The organism is Caulobacter sp. GW821-FHT10C03 (assembly GCF_059415485.1).
In genome coordinates, this window is the sequence record NZ_JBWKNI010000029.1 from 40,098 (window position 1) to 56,068 (window position 15,971).

The window sequence follows — 15,971 nt, forward strand, 5'->3', positions numbered from 1 at the left end:
GGGGCGAAATGTCGCGCCACGGCGGAAAACGGCTCCGCTTTCCGGGGCGCCGCCGGGGCGGCGCCCGCGATCGGCGGGAGATCAGCGGCCGATGCGGCCGGGCAGGCTGAGGTCGCCGGAAGCGACGTCGAAGATGTCGGAGATGCACAGCAAGGGCGCGTGCAGGTTGGCGTTGACCTTCAGGGCCGAGGTCACGCCGTCGAACTTCACCCCCTCGACCGCGCCGATCACGCCGGCCGGGACCTTCACCTCGACCGTGTCCGTGGCAAGGGTGGTCGGATAGCTCGGGCTGTCGATCAGCAGCGGCGCGCCGGGCCAGGTGGCCGGCACCTTGGGCTTGGTGCCCTCGGGAATGTCGCGGACCTTCAGCGCGCCCTTGCCGCAGGCGTCGTCGGGGACCAGCACCACCCAGTGCGGATGCCAGACGTGGCGGTTCACGCCGCCATAGGCCGCGTCGTCGAAGTCGGGGTGGAAGGTCACCGCCAGGGCCAGGATGCCTTGGCCGCCCTCGAAGCCGACGCCGCCGCTGTCCAGCGAGGTCGGCCAGACGTAGCTCCAGACGGCGCTGCCGGCGAACTGGCCGGTGGCCTTGGGCTTGAGCTCGCCGGCCTTGCCGCGCACCTGCACGCGGAAGACCACGTCGGGACCAACGCTCTTCACCTCGGTGCGGACGATGTCGAACGGGGCCAGGATCGTCTCCTTGGCCGGAGAGACCACGTCCTGGGCGAGGGCCGGAGCGGTCAGGAGGGCCGTGGTCGCGACGGCGGCGCTGATGAGGCGGAGCATGGGGCGGTCTCGCGAAAGACGCCGCGACGGGGCGCGGCCGGGAACGCCAAGGTTCCACGGCCGCGCGTTTCCGCCTTGGACGGGGCGGACGCCGTTTTCTTCAAGTCGGAGGAGACCGGCTTCGGCTCAGCCCGCCGTCAGCCAGGCCTCCAGGTCCTTCAGCGCCCGCAGGCTCATCAGCCGCTTCTTGGCGCGGCCGCGTTCCTTCAGCGGGATCTTCTTGCCGTCCTCGTCGACCTTGGGGGCCTCCAGCGGCGGCAGCAGGCCGTAGTTGATGTTCATCGGCTGGAACGATCCGCCGTGCGCGCCCTCCAGGTGGCCGCCGGTGATGTGCTCGACCAGGGCGCCCAGGGCCGTCGAGGGCGGCGGGGCTTCAAGGCTCGCCCCCTTCCGCTCGGCGGCGGCGAAGCGGCCGGCCAGCAGGCCGATGGCGGCGCTCTCGACATAGCCCTCGACGCCCGTGACCTGTCCCGCGAAGCGCAGGCGCGGCTGGGCCTTCAGGCGCAGGCCCTTGTCGAGCAGCTTGGGCGAATTGATGAAGGTGTTGCGGTGCAGGCCGCCCAGGCGCGCGAACTGGGCGTTCTCCAGCCCCGGGATCATGCGGAAGGTCTCGGCCTGGACGCCGTGCTTCAGCTTGGTCTGGAAGCCGACCATGTTCCACAGGGTGCCGAGAGCGTTGTCCTGGCGCAGCTGGACGATGGCGTAGGACTTCACGGTCGGGTCGCGCGGGTTGGTCAGGCCGACCGGCTTCATCGGCCCGTGGCGCAGGGTCTCGCGGCCGCGCTCGGCCATCACCTCGATCGGCAGGCAGCCGTCGAAATAGGGGACGTTCTCCCACTCCTTGAACTCGGCCTTGGGGCCTTCGAGCAGGGCGTCGATGAAGGCCTCGTACTGCTCCTTGTTCATGGGGCAGTTGATGTAGGCGGCCGCGTCGCCGCCGGGGCCTTCCTTGTCGTAGCGCGACTGGCGCCAGGCGACGTCCATGTTGACGGATTCGAGGTGGATGATCGGCGCGATGGCGTCGAAGAACGACAGCTGGCCTTCGCCCGACAGGTCGAGCACCGCCTGGGCCAGGGCCGGCGAGGTCAGCGGGCCGGTGGCGACGATGACGCTGTCCCAGGCTTCCGGCGGCAGGCCGGCGATCTCCTCGCGCACGATGGTGACCAGCGGATGGGCTTCCAGGCGGCGCGTGACTTCTTCGGAGAAGCCGTCGCGGTCGACCGCCAGGGCGCCGCCGGCCGGCACTTGGTGCTGGTCGGCCGCCGACATGATGATGGAATCGCAGCGCCGCATCTCGGCGTGCAGCAAACCAACGGCGTTGAACTGCCAGTCGTCCGAGCGGAACGAGTTGGAGCACACCATCTCGGCCAGGCCATCGGTCTGGTGGGCGTCGGTGGTGACTTTGCCGGCGGCGTCGTCGCGACGCATCTCGTGCAGGATGACGGGAACGCCGGCCTGGGCGATCTGCCAGGCGGCCTCGGAACCGGCGAGGCCGCCGCCGATCACGTGAATGGGGGAGGTGGTCATGGCCGCCCTCATACCTCCGCCCTCGCCAAGACGGAACCGCCGTGTAAGCTCCACCTCCGAGCGTGTGTTCCTATTTGGGGGATTTGGGGTGGCGAAGAGGTTTTCCGCGACGACGGCGGCGATGGCCGGCTGGAACCTGCTGGGGCGCGAACCGGCGTCCGTGGCGGTTTGGGGGCTGGTGGCGCTGGTGCTTATGATTGCCCCGCTGATCGGGCTCTACGTGCCGCTCCTCGGCCAGATCCAGCAAATGGCCGAATTGAACAGGGACGTGACGGCGAGCCAGGACCCCGCGGTCTTCGGGCAGTTCATGGCCATGCAGATGCGCTTGATGCTGATCAACTTGACGACGTCCGGCTTGCAGATCCTGGTCCAGACGCTGTTGGCGGCCGCGATCTTCCGCGCCGTGCTGGAGCCCCAGGCCCGCCGGTGGTTCTATCTGCGCGTCGGCGCCAGCGAGGGCTGGATGCTGCTGCTGTCGGTGATCGCCCTCATCGGCTTCTACATCGTCTATGCCGTCGCGCTGATCGCGGGCGTGCTGGTGGGCGCCCTGGCCTATTTCGCGACCGGCAAGCTCCTGGGGATCACGATCGGCGTGCTGACGGTGATCGGCGGTCTGGTCGCCATCGTCTGGGCGATGCTTCGTCTGTCCATGGCCTGGCCCATGACCTTCGCGGGCCGGCGTCTGGTGCTGTTCGAGTCCTGGGCCCTGACCAAGGGCTCGTCGCTGCGCCTGTTCGGCATGGCGGTGCTGGCCGTCCTGCTGGTCATGGCGGTGGAGATGGTTCTGGGCGTCGCCGTGCTGATCGTCTTCGCCCTGACCATGGCCGGGACCTGGTCGGCGCTGTCGAAGGTCAGTGGCCTGGACGAGCTGTTGCATCTGCTCTGGCCCTGGCTGCTCGCGGCCGCGCCGATCCTGGCGCTGCTGCAGTCGATCGTGCTGACGATCTACATCGCGCCGTGGGCCAGCGCCTATCAGCAGCTGACGGCCCGTACCGCCGAGGGGGCCGCCGGGGAGGCCGCAGCGCCGCCGCCGCCGCCCGCTCCGCCCGAACCGCCGGTCGAAAGCGACCCCGAGGCCACGCCGGCGTAAAATCAGCGCCACGCCCGCGCCGACTCGTCGTCTGATGGCGCGGCGCGGGCTAGACTGCCGGCGACTGAGGGCTTGGGAGCGAAATGGGCGAGGCATCGATCGCGATCGGCGCGACGGCGCGGGCCGGGATCACCGGCGTGACCCGTCTTGCGCCCCGCACCTGGGCCGCCCTGGCCGCGGCCAGCCTGCTCGGACTGGCCGGCCGCTTCGCCGGCGGGGGCTGGGTGCTGCTGGCCGACTTCCTCGCCGCCGCCCTGGCCTATGGGGCGCTCTATCGCGCCGCCTTCGACCGCCCGGCGGGCCTGGCCGGCCTGCGCTGGGGGCGTGAAGAGGCGCTGATGGCCGGGGTGCAGCTGCTGCTCGCCCTGATCTTCCTGGTGGTGATCTCCGTGCTGCTGGTGGTGGTCGGGGCCGTGTCCCTGGGCGTCGCCCGCGCCGCCGCGCCCGGCTTCGACGCCACCTCGTCCGAGGCCTGGAAGGCGGCGCTGTCGGGTCCCCTGGCCGCTTTCGCCGCCAGCCTGGCGCCGCTGGCCAGCCTGGCGGTCCTGGCCTGGCTGGCCGCCCGTCTGTCGCTGGCTCCGGCCGCCAGCATCGCCGCCGGACGGCTGCAGGTGCTCAGCGCCTTCGACCTGACCAAGGGCCGCGCCGGCCTGCTGGTGGCCCTGGGCCTGGTGTTCTACCTGCCCAGCGTGGTGATCGCCGTGGGCGGGCGCACCGCCCTCGACGGCCCCGCCGCCCTGGCGCTGCAAGCCGTGGCCGTGTGTCTCTACTATTTCTGCGTCGCGCCGGCCTGGACGGCGGCGTGCGTCCACGTCTACAGACACGGCCCGAGCTTGGCCGTCGCCGAGCGGCCGGAAGCCTGACCATGATCGCCCTGTCGCCCATCGCCGCCGCTCTCGAAGGGCCGCGCACCATGCGCCGCCACCCCGCCTCGCTGCTGGCCTGGGGCGGTTTCTACTGGGCCGCCCTGATCCTGCTGTGGGTGCTGCTGGCCGTCGCCTTCGGCGAGGAGGTGCGGCGCGACCTGGCCCAGACCCGCTTCACCGCCGACCCCAAGGAGGTGCTCGACCTGATCGCGCACCTGGGCGGGGCCATGGCCCTGCTGATCCTGCTGGCGGCCGCCATCTGCGCGGTGCTGGCCAGCGCCATCCTGCGCTCGGTGCTGCATCCCGAGCAGAACCGCGGCGCCTATCTGCGCCTGGGCGCCGACGAGGTCCGGCTGTTCGTCGTGGCCCTGATCACCTGGGCCGCGGCCCTGTTCGTCACCGCCATTCCCAGCGGCCTGGTGACCCTGCTGACCGCCACCGTGGCCGGCGCGGGCGCACGCAGCGTCGCGGCCTGGATCGCCTTCCTCGGCGGTCTGGGCGTCATCGGCCTGTCGATGTGGGTGGGCGTGCGCCTGTCGCTGCTGTCGCCCCAGACCTTCGCCGAGGGCAGGATCAACCTGCGCGAGGCCTGGGTGCTGACCCACGGCCACTTCTGGGGCCTGCTGGGCATGTTCGTGCTGAACCTGTTCATGGCCTTCGTGCTGACGCCGATCGTCTTCTCGCTGGTCGGCGGCCTGCTGACCGGCGTCATCGCCCTGGTCGGCGGCGGGTCCAAGCTGTTCGTTCTGCTGGGCCTGCTGACCAACGTGCTGATCGCGCCGCTGATGTTCACCGTCCAGACAGTGATCCTGACCGCCGGCCCGGCCCGCGCCTATCGCCAGCTGCACCCGGATATTTGAGGCCCGGGCTCTGTCCCTGGCCAACGAAGCTTGTTACGCGTTCCTGCCTGCGACACACCGCACAGGGCGAGCAAGAGCAAGATGAAGACCTTTTCGGCGACGGACGCGGCTATTTCAGGCTTCGTCCTGGTGCGCGAGCACTTCAAGACCGTCGCGGTCTGGGTCCTGATCGCGACCATCGTCTCGGCGATCGTGTCCGTGGCCATGATCGGCCTGTTCGGCGCCGAGCTCGAAGCGTTCACGACGCTCAGCCAGAACAATTCCACCGATCCGACCGAAACCCTGCAGGCCATGGCCAAGCTGGGTCCGTTCGCGCTGTTCTCGCTGGTCTACAGCATCGCCTTCTATTCGGTGCTGCTGGCGGCGATCTATCGCGCGGTGTTGCGCCCGGCCGACTCCCGGCGCGCCTATCTGCGGTTCGGCGCCGACGAGCTGCGCCAGGCCGGCGTCTCCATCCTGCTGGGCCTGCTGCTGTTCGCGGCCTATCTGGTCCTGCTGGTCGCGGTCACGCTCATCCTGGTCATCCTGGGCGCCATCGCGCCGCCCCTGGCCGCGCTGGTCGGCCTGCTGATCGTGCCGGCCTCGATCGCCGTGCTGGTCTTCCTGGGCGTGCGCCTGTCGCTGGCCAACGTGCTGACCTTCACCGAGGGCAAGATCAACGTCTTCGGCTCGTTCGCCCTGACCAAGGGACGTTTCTGGCCGATGTTCGGGGCCTATTTCGTGGCCACCATCCTGGCGGTCGTCGTCTACCTGCTGCTGTTCCTGATCATCACCCTGCTGGGCGGCGCGCTCAGCGGCTTCAACCTCGACACCCTGAACGACCTGATGCAGTCGCAGAAGCTGACGCTGGAGTCGCTGCTCACCCCGACCGGCGTGCTCAGCCTGGCCGTCGGCGGCCTGATCACGGTGCTGACCAGCGTGACGATCTACGCCCCGTCGGCCTTCATCTATCGCGAGATCGTCGAACGGGCGGCCGATGCCGCGCCGGCCGCTCCGAGGGGGCCGTTCGACGTCTGATCCCTCGAGGGACACCGACATGAAAAAGGGCGGCGGGGAGACCCGCCGCCCTTTGTTGTTTCAAGCTCGCTTCAGGCGGACGCCCTGATCAGGCCCGCTTGGTCTTCTTCAGCTCGCCCACCCGCGCCAGGCGGCGCTCCTCGTGGCGGTCGAGCAGTTCCTTGAGGTACTTGCCGGTCCAGCTGGCCTCGACCTTGGCCACGTCCTGGGGCGAGCCCACGGCGACGATCTCGCCGCCGCCGTCGCCGCCTTCCGGACCGAAGTCCAGCAGCCAGTCGGCGGTCTTCACGACGTCGAGGTTATGTTCGATGACGACCACGGTGTTGCCCTGGTCGACCAGCTCGTGCAGCACCTCCAAGAGCTTCTTGGTGTCCTCGAAGTGCAGGCCGGTGGTCGGCTCGTCGAGGATGTAGAGCGTGCGGCCGGTGGCGCGCTTGGAAAGCTCCTTGGACAGCTTCACCCGCTGGGCCTCGCCGCCCGACAGGGTCGTCGCCTGCTGGCCCACCTTGATGTAGCTGAGGCCCACGCGCTTGAGGGTCTCCATCTTGTCGCGGATCGGCGGCACGGCCTTGAAGAAGTCGGCGGCCTCCTCGACCGTCATGTCCAGCACGTCGGCGATGGTCTTGCCCTTGAACAGCACGTCCAGGGTCTCGCGGTTGTAGCGCTTGCCCTTGCAGATATCGCAGGTGACGTAGACGTCGGGCAGGAAGTGCATCTCGATCTTGATGACGCCGTCGCCCTGGCAGGCCTCGCAGCGGCCGCCCTTGACGTTGAAGCTGAAGCGGCCCGGGCCGTAGCCGCGCGCCTTGCTCTCCGGCAGCTGGGCGAACCAGTCGCGGATCGGGCCGAAGGCGCCGGTATAGGTCGCCGGGTTCGAGCGCGGGGTGCGGCCGATCGGCGATTGATCGATGTCGATGACCTTGTCGAAGTTCTCCAGGCCCTCGATGCGCTCGTGCGCCGCCGGGGCGTCGCTGGCGTTGTTCAGGCGGCGCGCGGCGGCCTTGTAGAGGGTCTCGATCGTGAAGGTCGACTTGCCGCCGCCCGAGACGCCGGTGATGCAGGTGAAGGTGCCGACCGGGATTTCGCCGGTGACCTCCTTCAGATTGTTGCCCTTGGCGCCGATGACCTTGAGCATCTTCTTCTTGTTGATCGGGCGGCGCTCTTCCGGCACGGCGATCTCGCGCGCGCCGGTCAGGTACTGGCCGGTGACGCTGGCCGGATTGGCCATGATCTCGTCCGGCTTGCCCTCGGCGACGATCTCGCCGCCGTGGACGCCGGCGGCCGGGCCCATGTCGATCACGTAGTCGGCGGTGAGAATGGCCTCCTCGTCGTGCTCGACCACCAGCACCGAGTTGCCGAGGTCGCGCAGCCCTTGCAGCGATTGCAGCAGGCGGGTGTTGTCGCGCTGGTGCAGGCCGATCGACGGCTCGTCGAGCACGTAGAGCACGCCGGTCAGGCCGCTGCCGATCTGGCTGGCCAGGCGGATGCGCTGGCTCTCGCCGCCCGACAGCGTGCCCGAGCCGCGCGACAGGTTGAGGTAGTCGAGGCCGACGTCGACCAGGAACCGCAGGCGATCGTTGATCTCCTTGAGGATCCGCCGGGCGATCTCCAGCTGCTTGTCGGTCAGGTGGCCTTCCAGCGCCGTGAACCAGTCGCGGGCCGGGCGGATGGCCAGGTTCGAGACGGCGGCGATGTCCAGGCCATGCACCTTCACGGCCAGGGCCTCGGGCTTCAGGCGCTTGCCGCCGCAGGCCTCGCACGGGGTGTCGGACTGGTAGCGGCCGAGCTCTTCGCGCACCCAGCTGCTGTCGGTCTCGCGCCAGCGGCGTTCCAGGTTCGGCAGCACGCCCTCGAAGGGCTTGTCGACCTCGTACTTGCGGGCGTTGTCGTCGTAGGTGAACTTGATCTTCTCGCCCTTGGAGCCGTTCAGCACCACGGTCCGGGCCTTTTCCGGCAGCTTGTACCAGGGCTCGTCCATCGAGAAGCCGTAGTGGCGCGCCAGGGCCTGCAGGGTCTGGGTGTAGAGCGGCGAGGGACCCTTGGCCCAGGGCGCGACGGCGCCCTTGTGCAGGGTCTTGTCCTTGTCCGGGATGATCAGGTCGGCGTCGAAGGCCAGCTTCGCGCCCAGGCCGTCGCAGGTGGGGCAGGCGCCGGCCGGATTGTTGAACGAGAACAGGCGCGGCTCGATCTCGGCGATGGTGAAGCCGCTGACCGGGCAGGCGAAGCGTTCGGAGAACAGCAGCCGCTTGGGCTCCTTCTCGCCCTCGTCGATCGTCGCCCATTCGGCCACCGCGAGGCCGTCAGCCAGGCGCAGGGCCTGTTCGAGGGAGTCGGCCAGGCGCTGCTCCATGCCGGCCTTGGTCACCACGCGGTCCACGACCACGTCGATGTCGTGCTTGAACTTCTTGTCGAGGGCCGGGGCGTCCTCGATCGGATAGTACTCGCCGTCGATCTTCAGCCGCTGGAAGCCGGCCTTCTGCCACTCGGCGATCTCCTTGCGGTACTCGCCCTTGCGGTCGCGCACGACGGGGGCCAGCAGGTAGAGGCGCGTGCCTTCGGGCAGGACGGTGATCTTATCGACCATCTGGCTGATGGTCTGGCTCTCGATCGGCAGGCCGGTGGCGGGCGAATAGGGCACCCCGACCCGCGCCCACAGCAGGCGCATGTAGTCGTGGATCTCGGTCACCGTGCCGACGGTCGAGCGCGGGTTGCGCGACGTGGTCTTCTGCTCGATCGAGATGGCTGGCGACAGGCCCTCGATCAGGTCCACGTCCGGCTTGCTCATCAGCTCGAGGAACTGGCGGGCGTAGGCCGACAGGCTCTCGACATAGCGGCGCTGGCCCTCGGCATAGATGGTGTCGAAAGCCAGCGAGCTCTTGCCCGAGCCCGACAGGCCGGTCAGCACGACCAGCTCGCCGCGCGGAATGTCAACGCTGACGTCCTTGAGATTGTGCTCGCGGGCGCCGCGGACGCGGATGAAGTTCAGTTGCTCGGCCATGGTGTCCGGAACGCTCGAAGGTCGGATTGGGAGCCACGCGCGAGGCGCGGCGCAGCGGCTATATGTAGGGCGCTGGCGCGGCATTAACACAAGAACAACATGCGAACAAACGCCGCAGCCATCCTGCTGCCAGTCCTGCTGACACCGGATGTCAGCAGGAGGCGATTTCGAGGGCGCAAAGCGGGCGCCGCGCGGTCGAATTTCGGACGCCATCGAAGCGCGAGCATTCGTCGTCAGGGCAATCTTCGGTGGCGGGCGATGGGGCGGGGGCGACGCGAGGTTGGACGATGGGCGGTCGCGGCTCCGGCGGGTCTGGCCGCCAACCTGCTGCTGATCGGCCTGCTGTCGCTGGTCGAGCGCGCGCCGCCGCCGGTCGAGCCGCCGGCCATGCTGGTCGAGCTCGATCGGACGGAGGAGGAAGATCCGCCGCCCGCGCCGAAACGGGCGGCCAGAACGTCGTCCGCCCCTTCAGCGCTCAGCGCTTCCGAACCTCGGACCAGCCACGACGGCGTCGCGTCCGCCGCCCTGGAAGGAGAGGGCGGGCCGTCGGCCGGTTCGCCCGGCCCCGCCGCGCCGGGGATCGATCCCGCCTGGCGGGTCGATCCCCGGGCCGTCGATCGCTGGAAGCTGACCGAGGGCAATCCGGACTTCCGCTGGGGTCGCTACCACCGGGCCTGCAAGGGCCTCAGCAGCGAGCACCTGACCGACGAGGAGAAGGACAAGTGCTGGGGCAGTCTCGCCGCCAAGGCCCCGTCGCCGCGGATGGGACCCGTGGGCCGCCTCGCCCCGCCGCCCGCGAAGTTCGTGCCTCGCGGCCTGCCCCCGCCCCCGCCGCCCTTCGCCGAAGACGCCCGCAAGCAGGCCCGCTGCGGCGCCTATCGCGCCGGCCGCGCCGAGCAGCCGCGCCTGCGCGACGGGATCTGCTGATTTTCGGCTAACCCATGGCTTCAGTGTTTCGAGCTTAGCAATTCATGGTTGCAATAAATTCGAGATAACGTCACTATTCGAAAACGCCATGGCGCACTCCTGTTCGCGCCCAAACGGCGAGCGTTTCCGACATTGTTTTCATGAGCATGATGCTGGGGGGCTGGCATGCGGAAAGCACTTTCACGCGCGTGTGTCGTGGCGATCGCGGCCTGGCTGGCGCCGGCGGCGGTCATGGCCGCTTCGACCAAGCCGACGGTCAAGATCGTCGGCGAGGTGACGATCACCTTCGGCGCTGACGGCTCGATGTCGGTCAAGACCGGCGAGGGCGCGGTGACCACGTTCGGCGAGGCCTCCGACGCGACGCCGGTCGCGGTCAAGCCCGCCGCCGTCAAGCCGACGGCCGCCAGGAAGGCGCCCGCGGCGGCGATCAAGGACGCCCCGATCGCTACGGCCCTGCCGCCCTCGGCCATTCAGAAGGCCTCGACCCTTGCGCTCGCGGCCGGCGGTGGCGGCGGCGATCAGGCCCCTCCGGCCGTCGAAACCGGCAGCGGCGGTGGGAACGGCGAGGCGCAGGACGCGGAAAAAGCCACGGTCGAGACGAAAACCACGACCACGACCACGAAGGACGGCGGGACGCCCGAAACGACCGAAGTCGTCGAAACCAAGACGACGACACTCGACAAGAAGAGCGTCGTCGCCGACCTCTATGCCGGCACGGGCGCGCTGGTCAGCGGCAATCTCGGCGGTCGGCGCGCCGACGCCATCAAGTTCATCACCCGCCAGGACGGCGAGGTGCTGGCCCAGGTCCAGAAGTCGGAAGACGTCGACATCCAGATCGCGGTCGAAACCCACTACCTGCTGCGGAACCAGAGCCTTTTCCAGGGGATCAGCGCCGGCAGGAACGCCAAAGACGTCAAAGTCGACAAAGGCGAAGGCCCGAGCAACTGGGCGAGGTGGTGGGACGGCGTAGGCAAGCTCGTGGCCTGCGGTCCGTTCGCCCTCGCCAACGACTCCAGCGGACAGGTGGTGGGCTGCGGTCCGCTGTTCACGGCCGTGCTCGACAGCGACGCCAAGATCGACCAGTTCGGCGTCGGCTGGGCCCTGGGTCTGGGCAAGAAGGAGGGGAGCAATCGCGCGGATTTCGGCGTCGGCATCGGCGTGCTGTTCGACACCGACTCGAAGGTCGTGGATTACCGGATCATCGACAAGGACAGCATGCTGGTCCTGCCGGACTATCGGGACGCCATCAAGGCCGACTCGGCGACCGCCATATCGCCCCTGATCACGCGCCCTTCGGCCAGCGCCTTCGTGATGGTCAGCAAGACGTTCTGAATCGCGGTCGCGCTTGCCCAAGGCCGGCGCGACCTCTACATCGGCTGCTCCACCCCTGATGGAGGCCGCCATGATCAGCCAGACGGAAGACCGCTTCGTCCTTCCCGTTTCCCTGTTCGTGGTTTCCCATGCCCGCCTTCATCACTCTGGACTCCGTTTCCGCCGCCGCGCCTGACGGCCGCGTCCTTTTCGAAAACCTGAACCTGTCGGTCGGCGCCGAGCGCGTCGGCCTGCTCGGTCGCAACGGCGCGGGCAAGTCGACCCTGCTGGCGCTGATCGCCGGCGCGCGGGCGCCCCTGGCCGGGACCATCGCCCGGGTCGGGACGATCGGCGTGCTCGACCAGACGCCCGAGCTTGCGCCGGACGCGATCCTGGCCGACCGCCTGGCCGTCGGGCAGGCCTGGCGGCGGCTTTCGCGCATCGAGGCGGGGCTGGGGGACGACACCGACTTCGCCGAGGCCGACTGGACCCTGCCGGCGCGGCTGGACGAGGCCTTGACCGAGGTCGGTCTGACCGGCCTCGATCCCGACCGCCCCGCGAGCGCCCTAAGCGGCGGCCAGCAGACCCGCGCGGGTCTCGCCGCCCTGCTGCTGGCCGCGCCCGACCTGATCCTGCTGGACGAGCCGACTAACCACCTCGACGCCCAGGCGCGGGACCTCGTGGCCCAGGTGCTGGCCCGCTGGAAGGGCGGGGCGATCGTCGCCAGCCACGACCGCGCCCTGCTGCGCGGCATGGACCGCATCGTCGAGATCTCCAGCCTGGGCGCGGCCAGCTATGGCGGCGGCTACGACCTCTATGCCGAGCGCAAGGCGGCCGAGGTGGAGGCCGCCGGCCGGGCTCTGGACAGCGCCGAACGCGACGAGCGCCGCGCCGCCCGCGAAGCCCAGGCCGCGCTCGAACGCAAGGCCCGCCGCGACGCCGCCGGCAAGCGCTTCGCCGCCAAGGGCAGCGAGCCCAAGATCCTGCTCGGCGCCCGGGCCGAGCGCGCCGAGAACACCGGCGGCAAGGAACGCCGCCTGGCCGAGCGGCTGCAGTCCGGCGCCCGCGAGGCGGTGGAGAGCGCCGAAAAGTGGGTCGAGCGGGCGCGGACCCTGGGCTTCGACCTGCCGCCGACCGGCCTGCCGGCGGGGCGGCTGGTGCTATCGATGGCGGACGTCGCCTTCGCCTGGCCCGGCCGGCCGCCGGTGCTCGACGGCGTCAGCCTGCGCCTGGCCGGTCCCGAGCGGGTGGCGGTGCGCGGCCCCAACGGCGCGGGCAAGTCGACCCTGCTGAACCTGGCGGCCGGCGTGCTGGCGCCGACGGCGGGAACGGTGACGCGCGGCGTTCCGGCGGTGATGCTCGACCAGTCGCTGGCCATCCTGCGTCCGGACGAGACCCTGCGCGAAGCCTTCCTCCGCCTGCACCCCGCCGCCGACCGCAACGCCGCCCAGGCCGCCCTGGCCCGCTTCCTCTTCCGCAACAGCGCCGCCGACCGGCTGGCCGGGTCTTTGAGCGGCGGCGAACGCCTGCGCGCGGCCCTGGCCTGCGTCCTGGCCGGGCCGACCCCGCCGCAACTGCTGATCCTCGACGAGCCGACCAACCACCTGGACCTCGACTCGGTGGCGGCCGTGGAGGCGGCGCTGGCGGGCTATGACGGGGCGCTGCTGGTGGTCAGCCACGACCCCGATTTCCTGGCCGGGATCGGGGTGGAGCGGGAGGTGGAGCTGTAGAGAGGAGGTGACGCCTTCTCTCCGTTTCTCCCCGGTTCTCTCCGTAAAATCCCCGCGAAAGCGGGGACCCAGGCTTTTTCTGAAACGTGGGGCGCTCGACGATAAAACACCTGGGTCCCCGCTTTCGCGGGGATTTTACGGGAAGAGGTCCCGAGAGCAGTGACCTACCGCTTAACCCGCGCCTTCACCTCGGCGATCAGGGCCTCAAGGCTCTCCACCTGCTTCACCCCATACTTCTCGCCGGTGATGTCGACATTGCCCTTGCGCCAGAAGCCTTCGGGGCAAAGCACCACCAGCTTCCCCGAGCGCGCGTGCAGGCCCATCTCCAGCAGGCTGATCGGCGACTGCGAGCCGGGCGTCAGGTAGAGCACGATGACGTCGGCGCTCTCCAGGGCGGCCAGTTCCCATTCGACCTGGCGGCGGAACTCCGGCTCGTCGGCGACGGGTTTCCAGGCCGGGTTCCAGTCGGGGCGGCGCGGATTGAGGATGACCACGTCCTGGTCGGCCAGGGCGGCGATCACCTGGGCCTGCCAGTCGACCGCCTTGCCCATGTCGATGCTGCCCCCCAGGAACACGCGCGGCCGGTCGTGCGCGGCGGGCAGGGTCTGCGGCGAGGTCACGATGGTCGGGGCGGCCAGGGCGTTGGTCGTCATGCACAGGCTCAGGGCTGCGAGGAGGAGGAGGGCCGGGCGGATCATGCCGCGTCTGTACGCCAGGCGCACCCGCATGGTCACGCGGTCCGGCGGAGGGCGTCGTTTTCCACGTCGAGGAACCGTCCGGTTTCCAGATAGGCCTGCACCTGCTCGCCCACCCGGGGATTGAAGATCATCAGCGTGTGGGTGACCGGCAGGACGACGTGGGCGCTCATGCCGGCGATGCGCGTCGCCGCCACCGAGACCTTGCCGTCGTTGGGGCGCGGCAGGATCAGCCGGGGCAGGATCGGATCGAGCGCGCGGTCGCCGGCGATGACGCCCAGCTCGAAATCGACGGCGGCGGGCAGGCTCGCGTCGTCCGAAGGTCTCGCCGTCAGCAGGTGGGGCGCCATCGCTCCCAGCGCGATCCGGTTCAGCCGCACGCGGGAGAGCACATCGGCCCATTCGCTGCCGCCGTTGGGCGGGGCCAGCATGACGACCCGCCCGAGGGGATCGGGCCGCTGCCTGACCAGCAGGGCGCGGGCGACCAGGCTGCCCAGCGAGTGGGCGACGATGTGCAGCGGGCCGTCGAAGGACCGCTCGAAGGCGGCGAGTTCGGGCAGCAGGCGGTCCACGACCTTGGGCAACGGGGCGCGAAAGGAATAGGTCGGCGCCCAGGTCTCAAAGCCGGCGGCCCTCAGCCGTGACGCCAGCTTGCCCATCGACCGGCCGGTGCGGCTATGGCCATGCAGGAGCAGCACGCCTTGCCGCGCGGGGCCGTCATCCTGGGTTCTAGGAGCGACTGAGGTCATGTGAGGCTTCCCCGCGAGGAAGAGTAGTGGCGGTGAGAGAGGGATTCGAACCCTCGATAGAGTTTCCCCTATACACGCGTTCCAGGCGTGCGCCTTCAACCACTCGGCCACCTCACCAGCGCACTTCGAGTCGGGGGTGGTTGAGACCCCCGGCGCGGGAAGGGGCGCAATATACTCAGGCAGCGACTCGTAGCAAGCGCCGTTACGGGGTGAAAACGGGCCTGCGACGACTTATATCGGGCCTCAAGAAACTCCCGCCTCCGAAAGGCCCCGTCCCATGCTGTTCAAGAAGCTCCTCGAGATGCCGACCATCGACACCGCCCTGCCGGGGCGCGAGGCCGCCATCCCGACCGCTGACGTCCATTTCATCAACGGCCACCCGCTGAAGGGTCCCTATCCGGACGGCCTGGAGACGGCGGTGTTCGCCATGGGCTGCTTCTGGGGCGTCGAGCGGGTGTTCTGGCAGGTCCCGGGCGTCTACGTCACCGCCGCTGGCTACGCCGCGGGCATCACCCCGAACCCGACCTATGAGGAGGTCTGCTCGGGCCGCACCGGTCACACCGAGGTGGTGCTGGTGGTGTTCGACCCCAAGGCCGTCACCTACGAGACCCTGCTGAAGACCTTCTGGGAAAACCACGACCCGACCCAGGGCATGCGCCAGGGCGGCGACATCGGCACCCAGTACCGCTCGGGGATCTATCCGACCAACGACGCCCAGGCCGCCGCGGCCGTGGCGTCGAAGGAAGCCTACCAGCAGGCCCTGTCGGCCAAGGGTCTGGGCGCGATCACCACCGAGATCGCCGCCGCCGGTCCGTTCTACTTCGCCGAGGACTATCACCAGCAGTACCTGGCCAAGAACCCGGGCGGCTATTGCGGCATCGGCGGCACCGGCGTGACCTGCCCGATCGGCGTGGGCGTCGAGGCCTGATGAGCCCGGAGGCCTTCCACAAGGCGGCCATGGCGCTGCCCGCGGCGACCATGACCGTCCAGTGGGGCGACGACCAGGTCTACAAGGTCGGCGGCAAGATGTTCGCCGTCATCGGGACTGGCGTCACCCACGGCGGCGGCGCGTCGTTCAAGGTCTCGGACGTCGCCTACGAGGTGCTGACCGAGACCGGCCGGGCGATCGCCGCGCCGTATCTGGCTCGCGCCAAGTGGGTGAAGCTGGAGGATCTGGCGTCGTTCGACGACGCCGAGGTCGCCGACTGGCTGAAGACGGCCCACGCGCTGATCGCGGCCAAGCTGACGAAGAAGGCCAGGGCGGAACTGGGGCTTTAGCCGCTTCGCGGCCCCCCTCAGTCGCTCCGCGACAGCTCCCCCAGAGGGGGAGCATCTTTTCTCCTCCCCCGTGAAACGGGGGAGGGGGACCACGAAGTGGTGGAGGGGGCGAGACTGGGCTCTGTGCCGGCGGGGGG

General features: G+C 69.6%; 14 protein-coding genes and 1 tRNA gene. 9 read left to right on the forward strand and 6 right to left on the reverse strand.

Going from position 1 to position 15,971, the window contains the following annotated elements:
• Window positions 1–81: 81 nt before the first annotated feature.
• Window positions 82–786 (reverse strand): hypothetical protein, encoded by a 705-nt coding sequence (locus AC07NG_RS24225; RefSeq protein WP_494596882.1) that lies wholly within the window; start codon window positions 784–786, stop codon window positions 82–84.
• 126 nt (window positions 787–912) lie between these two features.
• The gene (trmFO, locus tag AC07NG_RS24230; protein ID WP_487291839.1) at window positions 913–2,313 is read right to left on the reverse strand and encodes a methylenetetrahydrofolate--tRNA-(uracil(54)-C(5))-methyltransferase (FADH(2)-oxidizing) TrmFO; all 1,401 of its coding nucleotides are present in this window, start codon (window positions 2,311–2,313) and stop codon (window positions 913–915) included.
• A gap of 88 nt (window positions 2,314–2,401) precedes the next feature.
• On the opposite strand from trmFO, the gene AC07NG_RS24235 reads away from it, so the two are divergent.
• The 4 genes from AC07NG_RS24235 (at window position 2,402) to AC07NG_RS24250 (ending at window position 6,146) form a co-directional block, all read left to right on the forward strand.
• Window positions 2,402–3,403, forward strand: a complete 1,002-nt coding sequence (locus AC07NG_RS24235) for a hypothetical protein (RefSeq protein WP_494596884.1) — start codon at window positions 2,402–2,404, stop codon at window positions 3,401–3,403.
• A gap of 83 nt (window positions 3,404–3,486) precedes the next feature.
• On the forward strand, window positions 3,487–4,266 hold the full coding sequence (locus AC07NG_RS24240; RefSeq protein WP_494596885.1) for a hypothetical protein: 780 nt from the start codon (window positions 3,487–3,489) through the stop codon (window positions 4,264–4,266).
• Window positions 4,267–4,268: 2 nt separating this feature from the next.
• Window positions 4,269–5,129, forward strand: a complete 861-nt coding sequence (locus AC07NG_RS24245) for a hypothetical protein (protein WP_492856565.1) — start codon at window positions 4,269–4,271, stop codon at window positions 5,127–5,129.
• Window positions 5,130–5,210: 81 nt separating this feature from the next.
• Window positions 5,211–6,146: a hypothetical protein gene (locus AC07NG_RS24250; protein WP_494596886.1), complete on the forward strand. Its 936-nt coding sequence runs from the start codon at window positions 5,211–5,213 to the stop codon at window positions 6,144–6,146.
• Window positions 6,147–6,234: 88 nt separating this feature from the next.
• On the opposite strand, the gene uvrA is transcribed toward AC07NG_RS24250, so the two are convergent.
• Window positions 6,235–9,144, reverse strand: a complete 2,910-nt coding sequence (gene uvrA, locus AC07NG_RS24255; RefSeq protein ID WP_487291834.1) for an excinuclease ABC subunit UvrA — start codon at window positions 9,142–9,144, stop codon at window positions 6,235–6,237.
• 258 nt (window positions 9,145–9,402) lie between these two features.
• Between uvrA and AC07NG_RS24260 the strand changes: the two genes are divergently transcribed.
• The 3 genes from AC07NG_RS24260 (at window position 9,403) to AC07NG_RS24270 (ending at window position 13,112) form a co-directional block, all read left to right on the forward strand.
• Window positions 9,403–10,071, forward strand: a complete 669-nt coding sequence (locus tag AC07NG_RS24260) for a hypothetical protein (protein WP_494596888.1) — start codon at window positions 9,403–9,405, stop codon at window positions 10,069–10,071.
• Window positions 10,072–10,266: 195 nt separating this feature from the next.
• Window positions 10,267–11,403 carry a hypothetical protein gene (locus AC07NG_RS24265; protein ID WP_494596889.1) on the forward strand — a complete coding sequence of 379 codons (1,137 nt, stop codon included), beginning with the start codon at window positions 10,267–10,269 and terminating at the stop codon, window positions 11,401–11,403.
• Window positions 11,404–11,531: 128 nt separating this feature from the next.
• Entirely contained in the window at window positions 11,532–13,112 is a 1,581-nt protein-coding gene (locus AC07NG_RS24270) for an ABC-F family ATP-binding cassette domain-containing protein (RefSeq protein ID WP_494596891.1), read from the forward strand.
• Between the two features lie 164 nt (window positions 13,113–13,276).
• Here the strand turns inward: AC07NG_RS24270 and AC07NG_RS24275 are convergent, their stop codons facing one another.
• From AC07NG_RS24275 to AC07NG_RS24285, 3 genes are all read right to left on the reverse strand, one after another.
• Window positions 13,277–13,765: a nucleoside 2-deoxyribosyltransferase domain-containing protein gene (locus AC07NG_RS24275; RefSeq protein ID WP_494596893.1), complete on the reverse strand. Its 489-nt coding sequence runs from the start codon at window positions 13,763–13,765 to the stop codon at window positions 13,277–13,279.
• Window positions 13,766–13,842: 77 nt separating this feature from the next.
• Entirely contained in the window at window positions 13,843–14,556 is a 714-nt protein-coding gene (locus AC07NG_RS24280; protein WP_494596894.1) for an alpha/beta hydrolase, read from the reverse strand.
• A 27-nt stretch (window positions 14,557–14,583) separates the two neighbouring features.
• Window positions 14,584–14,673, reverse strand: a tRNA-Ser gene (locus tag AC07NG_RS24285).
• A 160-nt stretch (window positions 14,674–14,833) separates the two neighbouring features.
• Here AC07NG_RS24285 and msrA point away from each other — a divergent pair.
• Together msrA and AC07NG_RS24295 are read left to right on the forward strand one after the other, a co-directional pair.
• Entirely contained in the window at window positions 14,834–15,484 is a 651-nt protein-coding gene (gene msrA / locus AC07NG_RS24290) for a peptide-methionine (S)-S-oxide reductase MsrA (protein WP_492856557.1), read from the forward strand.
• A complete protein-coding gene (locus AC07NG_RS24295) occupies window positions 15,484–15,834 on the forward strand; it encodes an MmcQ/YjbR family DNA-binding protein (RefSeq protein WP_492856556.1) in 351 nt (116 codons plus the stop codon). Before msrA ends, AC07NG_RS24295 begins: the two co-directional genes overlap by 1 nt.
• Window positions 15,835–15,971 lie beyond the last annotated feature (137 nt).